18 protein-coding genes and 1 tRNA gene are annotated in these 18,055 nt (G+C 58.4%); 8 read left to right on the top strand and 11 right to left on the bottom strand.

What is annotated here, in order from left to right:
• Window positions 1–22 precede the first annotated feature (22 nt).
• Together J8C06_RS02220 and rpsT are read right to left on the bottom strand one after the other, a co-directional pair.
• Window positions 23–1,084, bottom strand: coding sequence for a hypothetical protein (locus tag J8C06_RS02220; protein ID WP_211429166.1), 1,062 nt, complete (start codon window positions 1,082–1,084; stop codon window positions 23–25).
• 139 nt (window positions 1,085–1,223) lie between these two features.
• On the bottom strand, window positions 1,224–1,589 hold the full coding sequence (gene rpsT, locus J8C06_RS02215) for a 30S ribosomal protein S20 (RefSeq protein ID WP_211429165.1): 366 nt from the start codon (window positions 1,587–1,589) through the stop codon (window positions 1,224–1,226).
• Between the two features lie 197 nt (window positions 1,590–1,786).
• Between rpsT and J8C06_RS02210 the strand changes: the two genes are divergently transcribed.
• Window positions 1,787–2,218, top strand: coding sequence for a MerC domain-containing protein (locus tag J8C06_RS02210; protein ID WP_211429164.1), 432 nt, complete (start codon window positions 1,787–1,789; stop codon window positions 2,216–2,218).
• A gap of 6 nt (window positions 2,219–2,224) precedes the next feature.
• On the opposite strand, the gene J8C06_RS02205 is transcribed toward J8C06_RS02210, so the two are convergent.
• Window positions 2,225–3,127, bottom strand: a complete 903-nt coding sequence (locus tag J8C06_RS02205) for a DUF3108 domain-containing protein (protein ID WP_211429163.1) — start codon at window positions 3,125–3,127, stop codon at window positions 2,225–2,227.
• A gap of 177 nt (window positions 3,128–3,304) precedes the next feature.
• Between J8C06_RS02205 and J8C06_RS02200 the strand changes: the two genes are divergently transcribed.
• From J8C06_RS02200 to lpxC, 3 genes are all read left to right on the top strand, one after another.
• Window positions 3,305–4,096, top strand: a complete 792-nt coding sequence (locus J8C06_RS02200; RefSeq protein WP_211429162.1) for a hypothetical protein — start codon at window positions 3,305–3,307, stop codon at window positions 4,094–4,096.
• Window positions 4,097–4,134: 38 nt separating this feature from the next.
• Window positions 4,135–4,794, top strand: coding sequence for a GNAT family N-acetyltransferase (locus J8C06_RS02195; RefSeq protein ID WP_211429161.1), 660 nt, complete (start codon window positions 4,135–4,137; stop codon window positions 4,792–4,794).
• Window positions 4,795–4,993: 199 nt separating this feature from the next.
• The gene (gene lpxC / locus J8C06_RS02190; protein WP_246602064.1) at window positions 4,994–5,953 is read left to right on the top strand and encodes a UDP-3-O-acyl-N-acetylglucosamine deacetylase; all 960 of its coding nucleotides are present in this window, start codon (window positions 4,994–4,996) and stop codon (window positions 5,951–5,953) included.
• Here lpxC and J8C06_RS02185 read toward each other — a convergent pair.
• From J8C06_RS02185 to J8C06_RS02170, 4 genes are all read right to left on the bottom strand, one after another.
• On the bottom strand, window positions 5,889–7,340 hold the full coding sequence (locus J8C06_RS02185) for a PDZ domain-containing protein (protein ID WP_211429160.1): 1,452 nt from the start codon (window positions 7,338–7,340) through the stop codon (window positions 5,889–5,891). The genes lpxC and J8C06_RS02185 overlap by 65 nt on opposite strands.
• 16 nt (window positions 7,341–7,356) lie before the next feature.
• Window positions 7,357–8,037 carry an anti-sigma factor gene (locus J8C06_RS02180; protein ID WP_211429159.1) on the bottom strand — a complete coding sequence of 227 codons (681 nt, stop codon included), beginning with the start codon at window positions 8,035–8,037 and terminating at the stop codon, window positions 7,357–7,359.
• 31 nt (window positions 8,038–8,068) lie between these two features.
• Window positions 8,069–8,713: an RNA polymerase sigma factor gene (locus tag J8C06_RS02175; protein WP_211429158.1), complete on the bottom strand. Its 645-nt coding sequence runs from the start codon at window positions 8,711–8,713 to the stop codon at window positions 8,069–8,071.
• A 522-nt stretch (window positions 8,714–9,235) separates the two neighbouring features.
• A tRNA-Val gene (locus J8C06_RS02170) sits at window positions 9,236–9,312 on the bottom strand.
• 128 nt (window positions 9,313–9,440) lie between these two features.
• Here J8C06_RS02170 and J8C06_RS02165 point away from each other — a divergent pair.
• Both J8C06_RS02165 and J8C06_RS02160 read left to right on the top strand, forming a co-directional pair.
• Window positions 9,441–10,508, top strand: a complete 1,068-nt coding sequence (locus J8C06_RS02165) for a homoserine dehydrogenase (protein ID WP_211429157.1) — start codon at window positions 9,441–9,443, stop codon at window positions 10,506–10,508.
• Window positions 10,509–10,676: 168 nt separating this feature from the next.
• Entirely contained in the window at window positions 10,677–11,225 is a 549-nt protein-coding gene (locus tag J8C06_RS02160; protein WP_211429156.1) for a TlpA family protein disulfide reductase, read from the top strand.
• A 57-nt stretch (window positions 11,226–11,282) separates the two neighbouring features.
• Here the strand turns inward: J8C06_RS02160 and J8C06_RS02155 are convergent, their stop codons facing one another.
• Together J8C06_RS02155 and J8C06_RS02150 are read right to left on the bottom strand one after the other, a co-directional pair.
• On the bottom strand, window positions 11,283–11,828 hold the full coding sequence (locus J8C06_RS02155) for a NifU family protein (RefSeq protein WP_211429155.1): 546 nt from the start codon (window positions 11,826–11,828) through the stop codon (window positions 11,283–11,285).
• A 202-nt stretch (window positions 11,829–12,030) separates the two neighbouring features.
• Window positions 12,031–12,393 carry an MGMT family protein gene (locus J8C06_RS02150; protein ID WP_211429154.1) on the bottom strand — a complete coding sequence of 121 codons (363 nt, stop codon included), beginning with the start codon at window positions 12,391–12,393 and terminating at the stop codon, window positions 12,031–12,033.
• Between J8C06_RS02150 and J8C06_RS02145 the strand changes: the two genes are divergently transcribed.
• Window positions 12,392–13,444 (top strand): threonine aldolase family protein, encoded by a 1,053-nt coding sequence (locus J8C06_RS02145; RefSeq protein WP_211429153.1) that lies wholly within the window; start codon window positions 12,392–12,394, stop codon window positions 13,442–13,444. The two genes, J8C06_RS02150 and J8C06_RS02145, sit on opposite strands and share 2 nt — an antisense overlap.
• Window positions 13,445–13,469: 25 nt before the next feature.
• Here the strand turns inward: J8C06_RS02145 and J8C06_RS02140 are convergent, their stop codons facing one another.
• Complete coding sequence (locus J8C06_RS02140) at window positions 13,470–14,702, bottom strand: glycosyltransferase family 39 protein (RefSeq protein WP_211429152.1); 1,233 nt, start codon at window positions 14,700–14,702, stop codon at window positions 13,470–13,472.
• Window positions 14,695–15,792, bottom strand: coding sequence for a 3,4-dihydroxy-2-butanone-4-phosphate synthase (gene ribB, locus J8C06_RS02135; protein ID WP_211429151.1), 1,098 nt, complete (start codon window positions 15,790–15,792; stop codon window positions 14,695–14,697). The genes J8C06_RS02140 and ribB overlap by 8 nt, the downstream gene beginning before the upstream one ends.
• 243 nt (window positions 15,793–16,035) lie before the next feature.
• On the opposite strand from ribB, the gene J8C06_RS02130 reads away from it, so the two are divergent.
• Window positions 16,036–18,030, top strand: a complete 1,995-nt coding sequence (locus J8C06_RS02130; protein WP_211429150.1) for a sensor histidine kinase — start codon at window positions 16,036–16,038, stop codon at window positions 18,028–18,030.
• The last annotated feature ends 25 nt before the right edge of the window (window positions 18,031–18,055 follow it).

The following is an 18,055-nucleotide window of genomic DNA, read 5'->3' as shown; positions in this document are numbered from 1 at the left end:
GACAGACGGCTGACCAGTCGCTTCAGTCGCGCTGAGAACGGCTGGCTGCCGGCCGCAACAGTGGGTGAGCGGTATAACTCGTTGAGAAGCTATTGCCCAGTTGGAAGTGGCGCTTGATGGTCACGGCCGGATCAAAGTACCACTCACCAAGGGGACGGTGACGCTCATTTCGGTCAAACCACCCCCAGGGTGGACGCGCCATGTTGCGCCCGCCATGCGTTCCCAGAAACGCCGAACCGAGCACACCGAGCCAAATCCCGCGGCGTCTGCCACCAACCGTGATATGCCGCGTGCCGTAATTGAATTGCTCTCCATAGGTCTCATTTCGGCCAGATTGCGCACGGGTCCAAAGTGTGGTTTCGATGGGGACTAACGCATAGCCCAACTGCGGCGGCGGGTCGCCATCTCCGGGGACGCCGGGCTGTCCGGTGTATTCATACCGCACGGTTCCCTTGACCGAAGCACGAAGCTGGCGCTGGCTGCCACGGTAGGCTTCGATGCCATGACCGCGCGGCTCGATAAAGAGCAATGGGCGCTGGTTCTCAAGTCGAATGGTATCCTGTGACTGTCCTGAGCCGGGCCGGTAGCGCAGGAATTTGTTGTGGGCGAGCGACTCAACAAAAACAACCCGCTCGCCTGCGGACTGCCCGGCGCGCGCTTTGGCAACCACCACCAAACAGCCTTCTAGGTCATTTTCATGGGCGAGCACTAGGTCATCTACCACGCCGGTTGGATCGTAGTTCCGCCCGTAGCGCGCACCCAGACGCAGAAGGTCGCTCATCACTACCCCACGCCGATTCCCACCCTTCCAATCACGCGGGTGAAACACGGCGTAGTGGATGAAATAGTGCGTTGTGGTTTCGCAAACTGAAAAATACACCCACGCCGCGAGTGGGAAACGGGGGTCTTCGGCGTTTTGCCAGTTGTTATCCCCCTGCCAGTCGTCATCAAAATCAAAGTTGGTAATGTAGTCGAAACGCGGTGTCTCCCCTAACCCTTGATAGAAAATCGGGGCATAGCGAGCCGCAAGGGCCAAGTTGGCTTCAGCAAGCGATACCTTCGTCGCGGCACTGCCACCGGACAAAAACTGGTGTCTTTGCTCCTGAGCGTTGATGGTGGTCGGCAGCCAAGTCCAGGCTAGCCCAACCACTAGAACACTTCGCCAGACCCACCGTGCCGCTGAACAAACAGCTAGGCAATAGGCCACACAAGGCGCTATCCGCTCAGGCATTGGCAGCCGGAGTGGCGCTGCTTCCTGCCTTGTGCTGGAGCAACACCGACTCAATGCGGTGCCACAGACGGGACTTGTAACGGGATGCCGTATTGTGGTGAATAACGCCTTTCTGCACCGACTTATCAATAACCGAGATGGCTTCCAAATAGACTTTCTGAATTCCGGTCGCCGTTTTCCGCTTGACCCCAGCGAGTTTTTGCGGCTCAAGCAAGGCCAAGTCGTCAGTCGTTGGCTTTCTGAGCGCCGCCCGAAACTTTTTGATAAAGGTCCGTAAGCGGCTCCGATTACGGCGGTTGACAACGTTACGCCGTTCCGTTTGGCGAACCCGCTTGATGGCAGAAGCCTTGTTTGGCATATGCGTTAGCTCATCTCCTCAGAAATCTTTAAACTCAAAATGAGCTAGTTAGCATAGAGTCTTAGATGGACTTCGTCAACCTTGTGTCAAGGTAGCTCGAAAGGAACCTCAGCAAACGGCGCGGACGGTTGCGATTGATGCGCCGGATAGGTATCGTGGCCGCAGACTAAACAGTAATTTTCCTTATTGGAGGCGACATGTCCAAGTCAACCGCCAGCCCAGGTCAACCGCTCAACCGCTTGACTTGGTTAGACCGGCTAACCTGGATTGGCGCTACTGCCTCATTTGTCTGCGCCATTCACTGCCTGGCCATGCCACTGCTCATCGGTGTGCTGCCCCTGATTGGACTGAGCCTGCTCACCGAACCGTGGATTGAGTGGTCACTCATCGGCTTTACGGGAGCGATTGGACTCTTGACCCTACTTCCAAGCTATTACCAACGCCACCGGCGATTCCAACCGCTGGCGTTGTTTGCACTTGGCTTTGGACTCATTCTCAGCACCAAGTGGCTGGTGGATGAAGGCTCGTCACTGGAGACATCCGGGATGGTGACTGGGGCCCTGTTTGTTGCCGGCGCAAACCTAACCAACCACCGCTTTGTCCATACTTGCACGACCTGCCACCACTGACACCAGCTACTCGGCAACCGGTGACTGGTTGGGAAAGCGGGAGAGTTCGGCCTTGAATTCGCCCATCTCGTTGCCTCCCGTAATACGTACGGCATAGCGTTGCGCGTCGTCTGTAATCCAGAGCCGAATCTTACGCTCATCAGAGGGTTTACCGGTGGCGTCCACAGGACGCAGCGCAAGCTGCACAACCGGCACTTCCTGGCCGGCAACCCTGAGAGTTTCCCGTCCAAGGCGTTCGATTTCAACCATGATCACAGCGCCATTCCGATCATTCAGGGCTGATAGAACAGTCTTGGCCGCTCCATCAAAATCCAAATTGCGGGTTGTCCACAAAAGACCGGCCAGGTCATAGACATCACTCTTCAACCTGATGAGACGGCCATCACTAAGCTGAGCGGTCCGCTTCACTTGGTCGAAAACCGTCACGGTACGCTCAACCCGTCCCCCCTCCTTAATGTCAGCCTCAGCCCGATAGGGCAAGCGAGTCGCCGGATCAAGGTAGGTCACAAAACGGTCATCGAGATCAAATAGCGTTGCCTTGACAAATCCGGTGGTTTCGGCGCGAACGACGAGACGCAGCCCTTCACGCCCATGAAACTGCCCACGCTCAACGATTTCGGTTGAGAACTTGGCAACCGGCGCGTCCCGCAGGCCCAGGCTCGGCACATTGACCCGCACGCCATAGACGAGTTTTTCCCCGACAATAAACTTGTGACGGGCAACGACCGGCGCAACTGAGGACCCGCCATTTGCGGCAGTATCCACCGGGCCAACCACTCGTGGGCGCTGCTGCGCCATCCCAAACGGGACACTTCCCACCAAGCCCAGAAGCATCGCAAAGACAGCGGTGAGGCGGCCACCGCGCCAGCGGGAGCGCTTCTCCTGAGCGCCTGCACTCCATTTCACCATTGTAGAACCAGACCCTTTCTCAAGAAACAATCGGCACAACCCGTCTGATGCCGATTCCCAGACAAGGTGTTGGCTAGGGTACCGCGCCAAGTGGTTGTGAGTTTGTATCCTCGCGCGCGCTTCGGCACAATGCAACGACGTATCTTCCCCTAGTCTCAATTGAGCGAGTGTAACCTCATGCTCCACCGCAGTGATTGGCAACACAGTGATTGGCGTGCCATTGTTTTCATCTCATCCCTGACCCTTTTCATGAGTTTGGGCACGACACAAGCGGCTGCCCAGTATATTCCCGCGCGCGCAACCGACCTGGCCCCACGCCCGGCAGAAACAGTCCAGGACGGGGGCGGGACGCTAACTACCCCGTCCCCCCCAGATGCCACGCCATCTGAAAAAAAAGACCGAACGAGCGTCAACTTTGCTTCGGGCAGGGGCACGGTTTCCGAAGACGATTACCACCCCCTGAGTGGAAAAGAGCGCTGGCAGTATTACCTGCGAACAACGTACTGGAGCCCGGCGGCTGTGTTTGGCGCGGCTGGTCCGGCAATTGGTGCCCAAGCCGGAAATTCGCCTCCAGAGTGGGGCGGCGGGATCAAAGGTTACAGCCGCCGCCTGGCCTCCGAGTTCGGCAACAATATCATCACCAACAGCATCCAGTCAGGGCTGGCTGCGCTCATCAAACATGAGCCGCGCTATGTTCGGAGCGCCAAAAAAGGCTTCTTCAAGCGGACCGGACATGCCCTCGCGTTTGTCTTTGTCACCTACAATGACGATGGCAAGGTGCGTCCGGCCATCGCCAATCTGGCGGCGGACTATGGTGGGGCGTTTGCGCAGATTGCCTGGTATCCGAGCCGCTACACCATCCGCGGGGATGGCGTTCGATTTGGCAACCTAGCGCTTGGGTTCAACTTTGTGGCGAATCTCATCAATGAGTTCACGCCTGACATCAAGCGAGTCTTCAAGCGCAAATAAACGTTCGGTGTCCGCCGGTTGGCGCATAGCCGAGGCTTATGTCCCACGGACAGTACTTTGAAGCATCCTACGTACCGGCAGCTCAGTTGGATGTGTTATGGGCGCACGGCTGGCGTCACTTTGGCACCTATTTCTATCGTTACTGGGTCAATTTGACCAACGATGGCGTTCGACATGTGCTTCCGCTACGCATTGAGCTGGCGAACTTCACCCTCTCGGAAAGTCAACGCCGCGTGCGCCGCCGCAACCGAAACCTCCGTGTCATCATTCAACCAACGGTAATTGACGCGACTACTGAGCTGCTTTTCGAGCGCCACAAGCAACGGTTCACTGAAAATATCCCAACCTCGATCTATTCGTTTCTGTCATCGGAACCGGCTTCCGTTCCCTGTCGCAACCAGGAAATCGCCGTCTATGATGGCGAACGCCTCGTGGCCAAAAGCTTCCTTGATCTAGGGAAACAAGCGAGTTCCAGCGTCTATGGCATCTTTGATCCAGACTACGCCAAGCACAGTCTGGGGATTTTCACCATGTTGCTTGAGATTGAGTATTCGCAGGCGCGCGGAGATAAGTTTTATTACCCCGGCTATGCCTACCATGAACCATCCCACTATGACTACAAAAAGCGCTTCTCCGCGCTCGAATGGTTTGACTGGAACGGCCACTGGCGATCACTCCCAAACGGACACTGTGGGTAACATCGAAACAACTAGTGTGGCCAATTGTTCACGCAATGCGCATCCAGTGCAGACAACCGACCACCAAGCACCCGCCACCGCCGCTTACAGCCTAGCCTAACATCTTGATTTCAAAGGACAAGCGCGACCAGGTCGGTTTCTGGGCTGTGGCACGAAAGCTGCTCCAGCTCTGGATAGCAGGTTGCCCAAAGACCTGAATTTGTCCCAGTCATCATTCACCTTCCCTTACATGATCCATCAAACGACACTCCGCCAAGCAGTTTCAGTCCGTGGCATTGGCTTGCACACGGGACAGGAAGTCGAACTCACGCTTTGTCCCGCTCCCCCTGACACCGGTTATGTTTTTCGCCGCGCGGACCTCAACGGATTTGAAGTTCTGGCTGCGCCACACCATGTCACCCATGTGAGCTACGCCACCACCCTTATGCGGGCCGGCGTCATGGTTTCTACCGTTGAGCATGTGCTTTCCGCGCTCTATGGCTGTGGCATTGACAATGCGATTTTGGATGTCACGAACTGTGAAGTGCCCATCCTCGACGGGAGTGCGCTTCCCTTTGTCGCGGCGATAGAGGCAGCCGGTGTCCTGTCGCTCGCGGCTCCTCGGCACGTGTTACGCATTGAGCGGCGAATCGAAGTGACGGAAGGCAATCGGCGCATCAGCATCGAGCCGAACGACAGCTTCGTCATTGAAAGCACAATTGACTTCGACCACCCCTGCATCGGTCGCCAGACCTTCATCTGCGAGGTCACGCCGGCAACTTATTGCCAGGCTATCGCCCCGGCCCGAACTTTCGGCTTTCTGGCAGAAGCCGAAGCGCTGCGCAAGCACGGTCTGGTGCGGGGAGCGACGCTAGCGAATGCCATCGTTTTGGATGCTGACAAGATGCTCAATCCAGAGCCACTGCGCTTTCCTGATGAGTTTGCCCGGCACAAGGTACTCGATATTCTCGGCGACTTTGCCCTGCTCGGCATGCCTATTCAAGGGCGTATCACGGCCGAGCGGTCTGGGCATGGCTTGCACTCAGCCCTGGTTGGACGACTCTTGCGCGAACCTAGCGCCTGGACCATCAGCCCGTCACCATCGCAGCCGGGTCTCAAAGTTTTGGCAGCGGGTCAAGCGGCGACAGGGGTAACTGCTGCACTTTCCGTTCACGGATGATTTCTAGCGTGACGGCGGCTCCAGCCCCCTGACTGACCACCCGTAGCAGCCCCGTCGCCAGGTCTTCACCCCGCCGAACGGCCTTGCCGTCGAGCGCGATGATGACATCACCAGAGCGCAGGCCGGAGGCAGATGCTGGACTTTCTGGGAAGACGTGCGTAACGAGAAGCCCCTCTGTGACGCCGAAAAAGGCCGCAAGCTGCGCGGTCAGATCAACGGACACGATCCCCAGCGCCAAGTGCTCAGGCAGTGGAGACTTAAGGGTTGGGACTTCCTCGGGCGACCCAAGGGTGACGTTATACACCTGTGGCTGACCATCCCGCTCCACAAGCAAATTCAAGACTTCACCGGCCGCATGGCTGACCACGGCTTCGTTCAGTTCACGTCGTGACTCAAGTGGATGGCCGTCAGCTTTCAGAATGACATCTCCTGGGATCAGTCCAGCTTCTTCAGCCGGACTTCCCGGCACAACAGCCGTCACCACAACGCCGTGGGTTGCGCGGACCTTGAGGTTGGCACGCTCCTGCGCTGGGAATGTCGTCAAGGTTTTTCCTTCGATACCCAGCCAGCCGTGCGGCACACTTCGCCCGGCAGCGATGATGCGGCGCGTGACCCGCTTGGCATCTTCAATCGGCCACACCTGTAGCCGCTTGCCCTTCGGCTGCACTATTGCCACCAGCCGATTTTGCTGATCAACGGCAACCCCACAGTTGGCTTCGACAGGCAACGCCAAGGGGGCGTCATCTACTGAGTCCGCTGCAATCTCATCCCACACAATTTGCAGCGCGCCACTGTCTGGCCGACCGCGAACCGGGCGCTCAGACATGCGCTGAAACAGCGGCATCATGATACGAATGGAGGGTTTGACCGAGAGGCGCGAATCCCGCGCCAGGGCTTTCTTTTTTGCCGGGATAAGCGAGTGCATCGGCGGCGACGGCAACGTCAACCCTGGCACCTGAAGGACGCACATGCCGGTTGCGCCATCCCGTCCAATAAACTTGGCGCGAAGTTCCTGGTGGTCCTGGGTCTGGACCATGATTGTCGGATTGGCGTGGTCGGGTGGCAAGTTGACCAGTTGCGTGAGGACATGCCCTTCGTCATCCACCACGATCCCCGTGGTGACATTGGTCAGGATGACATCCGTCGGCGCGCAAGTCCCGTCCAGAACGGCGGCCGTCGAAGCATCTTCCACCGTTGCGGTCAACTCGCCCATGGTCACATGGTGCGTGACGATAACCATCCAGCGCCCGACAACCGGCGGTTCGGCCTTGCGAAATGATGGTGATTCATCGCGTGAGCGCTCGCCGACTTGGGCGTATCCAATGACACTCCCCAGCAGCGCACCCACCAAGGAACTCACGGCAAGCACACGTACACAATAGGACATAGTGTTTTGGGACACCCTAAAACACGGAGTTGTCAGATGACTCTCCCTCGGCCGCGGAACGGCGCTCCAGCACCGGTTGCACGCCATAGACGACGGATGGCAAGCGCATGACCCGCTCACCCGTGCGTCCGCGCCACAGGACGACCACCCCATTCGCGTCAGCCGCGGGTCCGGTCCGGCGGGTCGTCGTGGAGGTAGCCCGACCCAAGCGGGAAGGCGTCAAGGTCATCCGGGGGGTAGCAGTGGATATCGGTGCCGGAGGCAAGCTACTGGCAAGCTGAACGCTGAGTGCGGTGGCCAGCGCTCGTTCAGGCAGGGTCGGGAGGGCAACCGCCTCGGCCACGGTGGGTGGAGACTGCAAAACCATTTGCATGGATGAACGAACGGCCAGTGCGCTGGTCACGACAACGGCCACTGCCAAGACAGCCAAGGCAGGCGTTGGAATCCACGCCAAAAAAGGTTCCCGAAAACGATGGGCTTCGCGGCCCAAGCGCAAGCGGATTTCAGCATCGAACGTCGCCGGTGGCATCACCCGTGGTTGCTCGGACAAAAGTGTTCGTAAGGTTTGCATCTGCACCACATAGGCCCGGCAGTGAACACACTGGTCGAGGTGTTCTCCGACTTCGGCCGGCAAGTGAGCATCAGGTTCATGTTCGACGGCTTCTAGTTGACGACGGATCACTTGGCACTTTGCCATAACGATCACTCCTGGCGGCCCGGCACGTAACTCATAGGTAGGCGCGCAACTTATCACGCAGCAACCCACGGGCCCGGTTGATGCGTGACTTCACGGTTCCTTCGGAAATCTTCAAGATGCCGGCTATCTCGTCATAGCTCAGCCCCTCGACATCGCGCAGCACGAGTGCTGCGCGGTACTTCTCCGGCAAGGTTTGAATGGCGCGCGCCACAGCAGTCCGACGTTCACGTTCAATCAGGTCGCTATCCTGCAAGGGGCGCTCATCAGGAATATCAAGTGGAGACTCTTCCTCATCATCGTGACGCGCCCAGGGTGTAAAGAGTGAAACCAGCTTACGACGCCGACGTTGCCGCAACTCGCTGATCGCCAAGTTGGTCGCAATCCGGTAGATGTAGGTGGAAAAATGAAACGTCGCCCGATAGCGCGCCGCATTGGCATACACCCGCAGAAAGGTTTCCTGCGCCAACTCTACGGCCCGGTCATAGTCATCGAGCATCCGAAAGATAAAGTTCGTGATGGGATTTCGGTAGCGTCGGACGATTTCTTGAAAAGCATATTCATCCCCGGCCTGCACTGCCGCAATCAGTTCATGGTCGCTGGCGGCATCTACCGTCACGACTCGTTGAATCTCAATTGGCAAGGGATAGTCTAGGGCGCTACTCATCAGACGAGACATTGACACTCTTTCCTCGCGCGAAAGGTCGCCACTTGATACAAGGCAACGCACAATGGCGCAGTTTGACCATGTTAAACGCGCTCGTTCATCTAAAGTTCCCAATGGTTTCAGAATTACCGCAGTCTCAGCTCGCTGCCAACTTGTCGGCGCTCTACCCGACGCACCGCAAGCGCCGGTTCATGGCATAGCGGGTTTGCACAACAAACACAAGTGCTCCAGTTAGCGCGAGTTCTCCAAAGATGTCAGCCGGCTTAGGTGAGGAACCCCGTAAGCAGGGCCAATGCGCTGAAGAAACGAAACCTCTATGTTCCGGCTCGCGGAGGGGTGTCGTTCCGACTGGCGCTCAATAACACCGCGTACAAGCCTTTGCTCACTTGGATTCCCAGCGACGTGCTCAGATGGGGCAATGGCTAACACCCGGCTCTATTGCTTTTTTCCTGGCCGAGATGGTCTGCTATGGTAAGGCCACGGTTCACATACTTGATCCCGGGGCCGGCAGAGGATCGTCAGACGTAACAGAAATGGTGGGCGGTACAGGACTCGAACCTGTGACCCCTCGCGTGTGAAGCGAGTGCTCTACCAACTGAGACTAACCGCCCGCTTGCCTCTTCCAAATCATTAGGGCAAGGTAAGCTAGCAAACCAAATCCTAAACGTCAATTCACGGCTTGCCTCTCTAGGCTACCCCAAAGTCAACCGCGCCAGATCGCAAGCTTGTCAGAAATCCTATGGAAACACGCATTCTTCGCTGCATGTTGACCGGACTAGGCAATATCGGTCGCACGTTTCTCGAGATACTTCCCAACCGAGCCGCGTTGCTCCGCGAACGGTATGGCGTTGTCCTTCAGTTTGTCGCCGTCGCCGACGCCTCCGGGTGCATCACCTGTGCGCAAGGCCTTGACCCGGCAGCCATTGTGGCTTGCAAACGCGCCAAACAAGGTGTCATTCAACTGGTCGGCGGCGACATCCAGTCCAGTGACACGCTGGCGGCTATTGAGCAGCTTGCTGCCGATGTACTGTTTGAAGCGACCCCCACGGACATTCACACCGGACAACCTGGGTTGGATGTGATCCGCGCCGCGCTACAACGTGGCACGCACGTCGTCATGGCCAGCAAGGGGGCGCTGGTCGTGGCCTTTGATGAACTAGCTCGGCTCAGCGATTGGTCAGGCGACCGGCATGCGCCACGCTTGCGCTTCAGCGGCGCGGTGGCCGGTGCGCTGCCCAGTGTCAACCTTGGTTGGCGTGACCTAGCCGGCGGCGAAATTGCGACGATTGAGGCCGTTCTCAACGGCACAACCCAGGTCATGCTCACGATGATGGGTGAAGGCAAAACCTATGCGGAGGCCCTTGCCGAGGCCCAACGTATCGGGATTGCCGAACCCGACCCCACACTCGATGTCGAGGGCTGGGACGCCGCCAATAAACTCCTCATTCTGGCCAATGCCGTCCTGCGTCAGCCAACCCGACTTTCTGATATTGCGGTTGAAGGCATCACACATGTCACGCCAGATGACATCCATCGCGCTCGTCACGCAGGGGGCAACCTGATTTTGTTGGCGAAAGCGGAACGGAGCACCGGGGGGCGGTATGCCTTGAGCGTCCGCCCAACGACCGTACCGGCGTCTCACCCACTGGCCCGGCTCGGCATGCAGGAAGCCGGTATCGTCTATCAGAGTGACATCTTCGGACGTACCACGGCCTTCAGCATGGAGGACGGGCCAGTTGGGACGGCCGCCGCCATGTTGCGCGACCTGCTTTCTATCTCTCCTGAGATCACGGCTACAGCCAAGTAAGGCAGCGGGCAGGCAGGTCGCCGTGGGTCTTTAGGCAACGCCAGCCCGAAAGATGCCTTCGTAAGCTTACGCTCACTGTCTGGGCGTAGGTTTTCGCTATGCTGGCACGCAAGGTCAGCAGAAACCTAGGCATTAATCCCAGAAAAAGATTGGAGGGTACGCTTTACGATGATTCGCCGAGCGGCTGCCGGGCCTTGGCTCGTGGCACTTCTGACTGTACTTTTCACCTTGGCTTCTTTTCTCACGCCCTTACCTGGGCAACACATCGGTGTTCTAGCTGCCGATAGGTTGGTTGGCGTCCAAGCACAGTCCTTTACCCTTACCGATCAGTACAACCGTCCGCGCACCATCGCCTTTCCGACCACCAAGCCGCTGGTGCTCATGCTTGGCGACCGGGGCGGCTCGGAGCAAATCGAACCGTGGGTTCGTGAGCTATACCAGCGATATGGCGACAGCATCGAAATCCAAGGCATCGCAATTCTCCGTGGCGTGCCAAGCCCGATTCGTCCGATCATCCGTAGCCAACTGCGGAGTCGTGCGCCGAAAAGCGTTCTGTTGGACTGGGGCGGGAGTGTAGCCGACATGTACCACTGCCAAAGCGATGTTTGTAATATGATTGTCATAGACCGACAGGGGCGGATTTCAACCATCGTCCGCGGCGGTGTGTCCGCCGAGCGCAGCCGTTTGGTCTGCCAAGTTCTCGACCAAATACGCTAACGCAGCTCCCTTCAAGCCAAACAGCCAAGCAAGCGGGCGGCTCATACGAGCCGTCCGCTAGACAGCAATCACCGTTAGTTCGGGGTTGAACTCGTCACGCAAGATGCTTTGAATGCCATACAGTGTGCCCGAAATCGAACTGGGGCAACTCCCACAGGCCCCCTGGTAACGCACCGCCAAGGTATTGTCGCTGTAACTGACCACCTCCAACCCGCCACCATCGCCAGCGAGGCCAGGGCGAATCCGAGCATCAAGTATGTCATTGATACGGTCAATGTCTGGGTTTTCTCCGCGTTTGGCCGATGGCGCCGCTGGAGCGCTTCCGGCCGTGACGGGTTCGGCCGCCCGAATCGGGATAGCCACCTGGCGCAGCAGATCATCCCATTCCACTTCATTATCTTTGTTGATGGTAATGAAACGGTCCATCATGAAGACGCTTTTCACATGTGGAATAGCAAAGAGTGCCTCCGCCAAAGGATGGGCCGCGGCATCTTGTGGATTTGAAAAACTGAGCGAAACACCCGGTGCCGTGATGGGTTCTTTGAGCACGATCTTTCGGGCTGCCGGGTTAGGGGTGTACTCGATGTCGTAAATTTTCGGCATGGCAACAGAGTCTCAAAACGTAAGCAAAGCTTGGCCACATCGCGGACTGACCAGCCAAGGCGACGTGAAGCCTTACACCCATCATAAAAAACGCGCGGAGATTGGGTAGTCCAACTTCCGACCCAGCGGTGTACGTAGCCGTCACCGTCAGCTTGGTCTCGCAAAGACGCCTCCTGGACGCAGTTCAGCCTTTGCCGGCCACCTAGCGGGGCAGCCAGCCATAGACAGAGAGATCGAGCGTTCCATCTTGCCGAAAGACGACACCCTCGCTTTCAAGTCGCGCCACTTGCTCATTAGCCAAGTGAAGTGACAACTTGCCGGTGCTGACGCCACCTCGCGCATTGACCACGCGGTGCCACGGAACAGCCGTGGGATGCGCCGCGCAAGCTTGCAGCGCCCACCCGACGCCCTGCGCCGAAAGCCGTTCTCCGATCAGGTGTGAGATTTGACCATAGGTCAGGACACGACCGGGTGGAATCTGCCGCACCACGGCATAAACGGCCTCAAACGGTGGTAACGTTGGGCTGATCTCATCCGTTGAACTCGGTAAGGCCTTTCTCTTCATGGCACCTTCCAACGCTCTGGTTGACTTACGCAGTGATACGGTGACACGTCCGTCGCCCGCCATGCGCGAGGCGATGTACCGTGCTGCCGTTGGGGATGACGTATATCTCGAAGACCCGACTGTCAACGAACTCCAGGTGCGCGCGGCGGCGCTCCTTGGCTTCGAGGCAGCCCTGTTTGTTCCGACCGGCACTATGGGCAACCAGATTTGCCTACGCTTGCATGCTCCACCGGGAAGCGAAATCATCGTCGAGTCACGCGCTCATGTTTACGAGTGGGAGCTTGGCGCGCTGGCAGCCGTGTCGGGGCTTGTGCCGCGCCTCGTGCCTAGCGAACGCGGGCTTCCCACTTGGGAAGCCATTGCGGCGGCCATCCAACCCAACGTGTACTACCGCACCCAAACGGCGCTGATCTGCCTTGAAAATACCCACAATATGCATGGGGGAACCGTCGCCGACCTGCCTGAAATGACTCGGATTCTGCGCGAAGCTGCCGCGCGCAACCTCCCGGTGCATCTGGATGGGGCGCGCCTGTTCAATGCGGCCGTCACCTTGGGACGGACGGTCGCCGAACTGGCGCAGGGATTTTCAAGTGTGATGGTGTGCCTTTCCAAAGGCCTGGGTGCGCCTGCCGGATCGCTCATTTTTGGGACACAGGCCTTCATCGAACGGGCGCGGGTTGTCCGTAAGATGTTCGGTGGCGGGATGCGGCAGGCCGGCGTGTTGGCCGCTGCCGGGCTGGTCGCACTCGAGGAAGGCCCGGCATACCTGGCCGCCGACCACGCCAACGCTACTTGGCTTGCCGCCGAACTAGCCAACCTCCCCAGACTGCACGTTGACATTACCCGCGTTGAAACCAACATCGTGATGTGCGACGTAACGCAAACCGGACTTACAGCGACTGCGTTTTGTGAACGGCTAAAGCCCTATGGTGTCCTAGCTGGCCCAGCCTCACCCACGACGGTCCGCTTGGTGACGCACCGTGACGCACCGTTTGAAGCTTGCCGGCAGGCTGTGGAGAACATCCGCCGTTTCTTGACTGACATTCTGTGAACGGGAGTCCATCGAAAACCAAGACTTAGCGGGGCGATACAGCACGTCGGATTGATGCCAACGCCCCCCCAGCCAAGACAATAAAGTACACGTCCAGGTAGCTCCGGTGGCTGGTATGTGCCCAAAAGACGGCCGTCACCAAGCAGAACGCCGCGACATGCGCGCCGCACAGCCAAATGGGAAGCCATTGCTTACGGCGTCCGAGTTGCCAGACGCCCATCCCGGCCAGCAGCATCACCGACCCGTAGGACAAGCCGTACACCCATTGTTCACGTGGGCCCTTGAGCGGATTCAGTCGCCACCAAAACGCCGCGCCCAGTTTTCGGCACGCTCCCCAGGCAGCGACGTCCGGGTGTGCGCGGATGTAAGCCCAGGCCCGTGTCCGAAACCAGTCATCGAAGGACGTTTCACGGAGGGCAGCCCGGCTGACGGCGGCCAGTTCATCCGACGTCATCGCGGCCCAGGCAGCTTCGGTACTGCGGTCAATGCTCCCGCTTGGGTAGTGCGTGAACGTGTGGGGATTGTGCGCAGCCCACAGCGAATACCCGAGGCGCGTCGTCAGTGTCGGTCGTCCCACAACGAAGGCGTTGCGGACAATCCACGGCAGCAAAACGAGCGCCAATGCCAGCGCGTACCCGCCAACCAGCTTCCAGCGGCGCGATGCCTGTTCCTGACAGCTCAGACCCAACCACACCAGCGCCAACGGCACGAAAGGCGTCAGAGATGGGCGCACAAGGATGGCCAGGCCCGTTAAGGCCCCGGCCAGCCCGGCCTGACGAAACCGGTGTTGCGCGATTGGAATCCGGGCTAGGGCCAAGGTCGCCGCCGCGGTTGCTGCCGTATAGAGTCCGGTCTCCTGCAGCGCCGTGTCATGGACAACGAAGTAGGGATAAAGCGCCGTCAGCCCGGCGGCCATCCAGCCTGCCCGCGCGTCGAACCACAGCCGCGCCAGTTCGTAGGCGCACCACGTCGTCAGTCCACCGACCAGGGATTGCGCCATTGCAATTGCCAGAAAGTTCCGTTCGCCGGCGGTAACAAGCGCCAAAAATGCCGGATACAGGGGCGTCCAATAGGCGCACGTCACCGCATCCAGGCAAAAACTCTGCTCACGGACAAGTTTCTGGGCCAGCTCGAAATAAAAGCCGTAACTCTGTTCCCAGAATGTGGCTTCGCCACGCGCCAATCGGACGCCCAACCGCACTGCGCAGGCCAGGCCAACCAGCCCAGCGATGGTTGCCAACCGCCGTCGCTCAATCATCGAGCGGCACCGTGTCTAAAAAGACCAGCCCAAAGCCTTCCAGCGCTGTCAGCCGCCGGGGATGGTTGGTCAGAAGCCGGATTCGGTGCAGCCCTAGCGCGCGCAGAATTTGCGCACCGGTGCCATAGTCGCGGACGTTCCCATGAATGATGGATTCCCCGCGGGCAATGGCGCGCAGGTGTTCTTCGAGGTGGGTTCCAGCTTGTTTTTGCCGCAAATAGAGCAGCACGCCAGCGCCTTCCGAGGCGATTTTGTCGAGCGCCAACCGAAGCCAGTGACCAGCCTCATCGCCTGCTACCTCAAACACATCCCCCAGCAGCGTTTGCGAATGAACCCGGACCAGAGCTGAATCCAGGCTGGCTGGTTGCCCCATGACCAACGCTAGGTGAACTTCGTCAGTAATATCGCTCCGAAAGGTCATGGCGCGAAATTTTCCACATGGAAGCGTCACGTCGGCTTCAGCCGTGCAGCGCACGTGAATTTCGTTGGCCAGGCGGTAGCGGATAAGATCGGCAACCGAGACGATTTTCAGCCCATGTCGTTGGGCAAATTCGATGAGCTGCGGCAGTCTCGCCATCGTCCCGTCGTCGTTCATGATTTCACAAATGACGCCAGCCGGTGTCAGCCCGGCCATGCGGGCCAAATCCACACTGGCTTCGGTTTGCCCCGGACGCACTAGGACGCCGCCACGCCGCGCACGCAAGGGGAAAACATGCCCCGGTCGGGCGAGGTCCGCCGGGCGCGTGGCCGGGTTGACGGCGGTGAGGATCGTCGTGGCGCGGTCGGCGGCCGAAATCCCGGTCGTGACCCCGCGCTTCGCTTCAATCGAAACCGTAAAGGCCGTGCCAAAGCCGGAGGTGTTGTTTGTCACCTGCAAGGGGAGGTCAAGGGCGTCGCAACGCTCCTCGGTCAGGGAAAGACAAATCAGCCCCCGACCATACTTCGCCATGAAGTTGATGATGTCTGGGGTGACTTTTTCCGCGGCACAGACGAGATCGCCTTCGTTCTCCCGGTCTTCGTCATCCACGACGATGATGGTGCGCCCGGCCTGTAACTCAGCAATGGCTTCTTCAATGGAAGCGAGTTCCATTCCAGTCCTCTTCATCTTTCTGCTTACGCGAGGGGCAACTCAAGGTGTAAAGTTCGCTTTGTAGTTCTTGTTTCAGCGTCTCGCAATTGCCATCCCGCTTGTTGGGTCAGGGTTGTATGCCTACCAACGCACTAGACATACCGTACCAAAAGCGAAATTGACTACCTCTACCGACCAGGCGTGTGGTCTGTCGCAGAACGTTCCGTCAGCCCAAAGCTAACAGCTTTGTCATGAGTCACGCCTATGCCCGATTCCAGACCCCAAACGTCCCCGCCAACGTGGTTATCGGGGGAAATCGAATCAAGCCTACCGTATCAAATCCTTACCCAAAGCCACGATGCCGTTTGGCTCCGGGGGCTGCCCGATGGGGGCGTGACCTTTTTGGGGAATGGCTTTGAGTCACTGTGGGGCATTTCGCTGGCAGCCGCGACAGAAAACCCAGAGCAACTCCATGACCGCCTGCATCCGCTTGACCGCGCCATCCGAGTTGCCCGCTGGCAGTCGCCAGTCGAGAGCTACGACTGGGAAATCGAGTACCGAATCATCCGCCCCAACGAGGAACTGCGCTGGGTGCGCGAAACGGCGTTTGTTCTCCGGGATGCGACCGGACGCATAACGTATGGCGTTGGCTTCATGCGGGATGTGACGTACTACAAGCTGTTTGGGCTGACCCGCCGGGAAAATGAGGAGCGTTTCCAGAAGTTTTTCGACCAAAACCCGATTGGCTGCTGCATGGTTTCGGCGCGGAGCCTGCGTTTCACGGCAGTCAATGCCGCCTTTGCTCAGATGACAGGCTACAGCGCCGACGAGCTGATTGGTCAGCGGCCAGACGACCTTGGCTTATGGTTGGACGAAACGCTGCCCAATTTGATGGTTCAGTCACTTCGCCAGTGCCCCCATAGCGAGCAACTTGAAACAACACTGCGCGTGCGACACGGCCACCTGTGCCAGATTGCGTTGACAGCCATGGCCGTGGATGTCGGAGAGCAACGCTATATCGCCCTACTGTGCCAGGATGTGACGAGCGCCAAGCACCTTCAGTCTCAACTCATGGATAGTGAAGCGCGCTTCCGCGCGTTGTTCATGGGGCTGCCGGACATGGTGGCGCACATCAGTCAGGACGGCCGCGTGTATGACCTTAACCGGGTTGATTTTGGCTATGAGAAGGGGCAACTGATGGCGCGCAACTTCTTCGACTGGTTTGTGCCGGAAGACCAGCCCAAGCTTCGGGCGGCGCTGGCTGACTCACTGACCAAAGCGAGTCAGCGACCAAGCTTTGAAGCCCGAATTCAGCTTTCAACCGAGCAACCCCAGTGGTGTGCCGGGCGAATTGCAGGCATTCACTTCAACCAGTCCGCGGCTGAGTTCCTCATCACCCTACGTGACATTGCCGACCAAAAACGCGCAGCAGACGAGTTGCGGCGGCTCAACGAAGAAATCTCCGAAGCGAATATCAAGCTTCGTGAACTGGACAAGCTCAAAGCGCGCTTTGCGGCAACGCTCATCCATGACTTGCGCTCCCCGCTGACGTGCATTCACAGCGTGCTCGAAATCCTCGACGATGCCAGCATCGAGGATAGTTCCCGGCAGTTGATCGCCGTCTCACAAAGCAGCCTACAGCGGGCGCTCGATATGATCAGCAACATTCAGCACGTCTATCAATCTGAAGAAGGGTTGCTCAAACTCAACTGCGCACCGGTCACACCCCAGACCTTCATTCGGCCGTGCTGGGAGGCAAGTTGTATTGAAGCCCAACGAAAGAGGCTCAACCTAACCCTTGACTACGCCTTTGACACCGCTAGCCCCGAACTCCCACTGGTTTATGGAGACGCATCCAAGCTCGAACGCGCGATGAGCAACCTGCTCTCGAATGCCATCAAATTCACGCCACCCGGTGGGAGCATTCGGGTGAGCGTCGCCGTCGTGAATGGTGAGGGCGTCAATATCGGACGGGATTTTGTCGAAGTATCGATCCTGGATACCGGAACGGGGATTCCGCCCGAAGACCTCCCCTATGTTTTCGACGTATATCGGCAGTCCCGCAACAACCGAACCGGCGTCGGCTTTGGCTTGGGGCTATCAATCGTCAAAAGCATTATTGCCGCCCATGGCGGCGACGTGCGGGTTGAAAGCCAAATTGGCGTTGGCACACGGTTCTTCTTTCACTTACCGGTTTACCTCGGAGAAGCCGGTGAGTCGGGAAACGTCGCGCAAAAAAGCCCAGAAACTATCTTTTGAGCAAAGACTGAGCGACGCTGGCGAG

The sequence above is a fragment of the Chloracidobacterium validum genome, assembly GCF_018304825.1.
GTDB classification, from domain to species: domain Bacteria; phylum Acidobacteriota; class Blastocatellia; order Chloracidobacteriales; family Chloracidobacteriaceae; genus Chloracidobacterium; species Chloracidobacterium validum.
This window is presented reverse-complemented; position numbering and strand designations above follow the sequence as displayed.

Bases quoted from the DNA above. Each gene is read 5' to 3' on its own strand.
- rpsT (WP_211429165.1), bottom strand. From the start codon at position 1,589: ATGCCAAACAAGGCTTCTGCCATCAAGCGGGTTCGCCAAACGGAACGG.
- J8C06_RS02210 (WP_211429164.1), top strand. From the start codon at position 1,787: ATGTCCAAGTCAACCGCCAGCCCAGGTCAACCGCTCAACCGCTTGACT.
- J8C06_RS02205 (WP_211429163.1), bottom strand. From the start codon at position 3,127: ATGGTGAAATGGAGTGCAGGCGCTCAGGAGAAGCGCTCCCGCTGGCGC.
- J8C06_RS02200 (WP_211429162.1), top strand. From the start codon at position 3,305: ATGCTCCACCGCAGTGATTGGCAACACAGTGATTGGCGTGCCATTGTT.
- J8C06_RS02195 (WP_211429161.1), top strand. From the start codon at position 4,135: ATGTCCCACGGACAGTACTTTGAAGCATCCTACGTACCGGCAGCTCAG.
- J8C06_RS02185 (WP_211429160.1), bottom strand. From the start codon at position 7,340: ATGTCCTATTGTGTACGTGTGCTTGCCGTGAGTTCCTTGGTGGGTGCG.
- J8C06_RS02180 (WP_211429159.1), bottom strand. From the start codon at position 8,037: ATGGCAAAGTGCCAAGTGATCCGTCGTCAACTAGAAGCCGTCGAACAT.
- J8C06_RS02175 (WP_211429158.1), bottom strand. From the start codon at position 8,713: ATGTCTCGTCTGATGAGTAGCGCCCTAGACTATCCCTTGCCAATTGAG.
- J8C06_RS02165 (WP_211429157.1), top strand. From the start codon at position 9,441: ATGGAAACACGCATTCTTCGCTGCATGTTGACCGGACTAGGCAATATC.
- J8C06_RS02160 (WP_211429156.1), top strand. From the start codon at position 10,677: ATGATTCGCCGAGCGGCTGCCGGGCCTTGGCTCGTGGCACTTCTGACT.
- J8C06_RS02155 (WP_211429155.1), bottom strand. From the start codon at position 11,828: ATGCCGAAAATTTACGACATCGAGTACACCCCTAACCCGGCAGCCCGA.
- J8C06_RS02145 (WP_211429153.1), top strand. From the start codon at position 12,392: ATGGCACCTTCCAACGCTCTGGTTGACTTACGCAGTGATACGGTGACA.
- J8C06_RS02150 (WP_211429154.1), bottom strand. From the start codon at position 12,393: ATGAAGAGAAAGGCCTTACCGAGTTCAACGGATGAGATCAGCCCAACG.
- J8C06_RS02140 (WP_211429152.1), bottom strand. From the start codon at position 14,702: ATGATTGAGCGACGGCGGTTGGCAACCATCGCTGGGCTGGTTGGCCTG.
- ribB (WP_211429151.1), bottom strand. From the start codon at position 15,792: ATGGAACTCGCTTCCATTGAAGAAGCCATTGCTGAGTTACAGGCCGGG.
- J8C06_RS02130 (WP_211429150.1), top strand. From the start codon at position 16,036: ATGCCCGATTCCAGACCCCAAACGTCCCCGCCAACGTGGTTATCGGGG.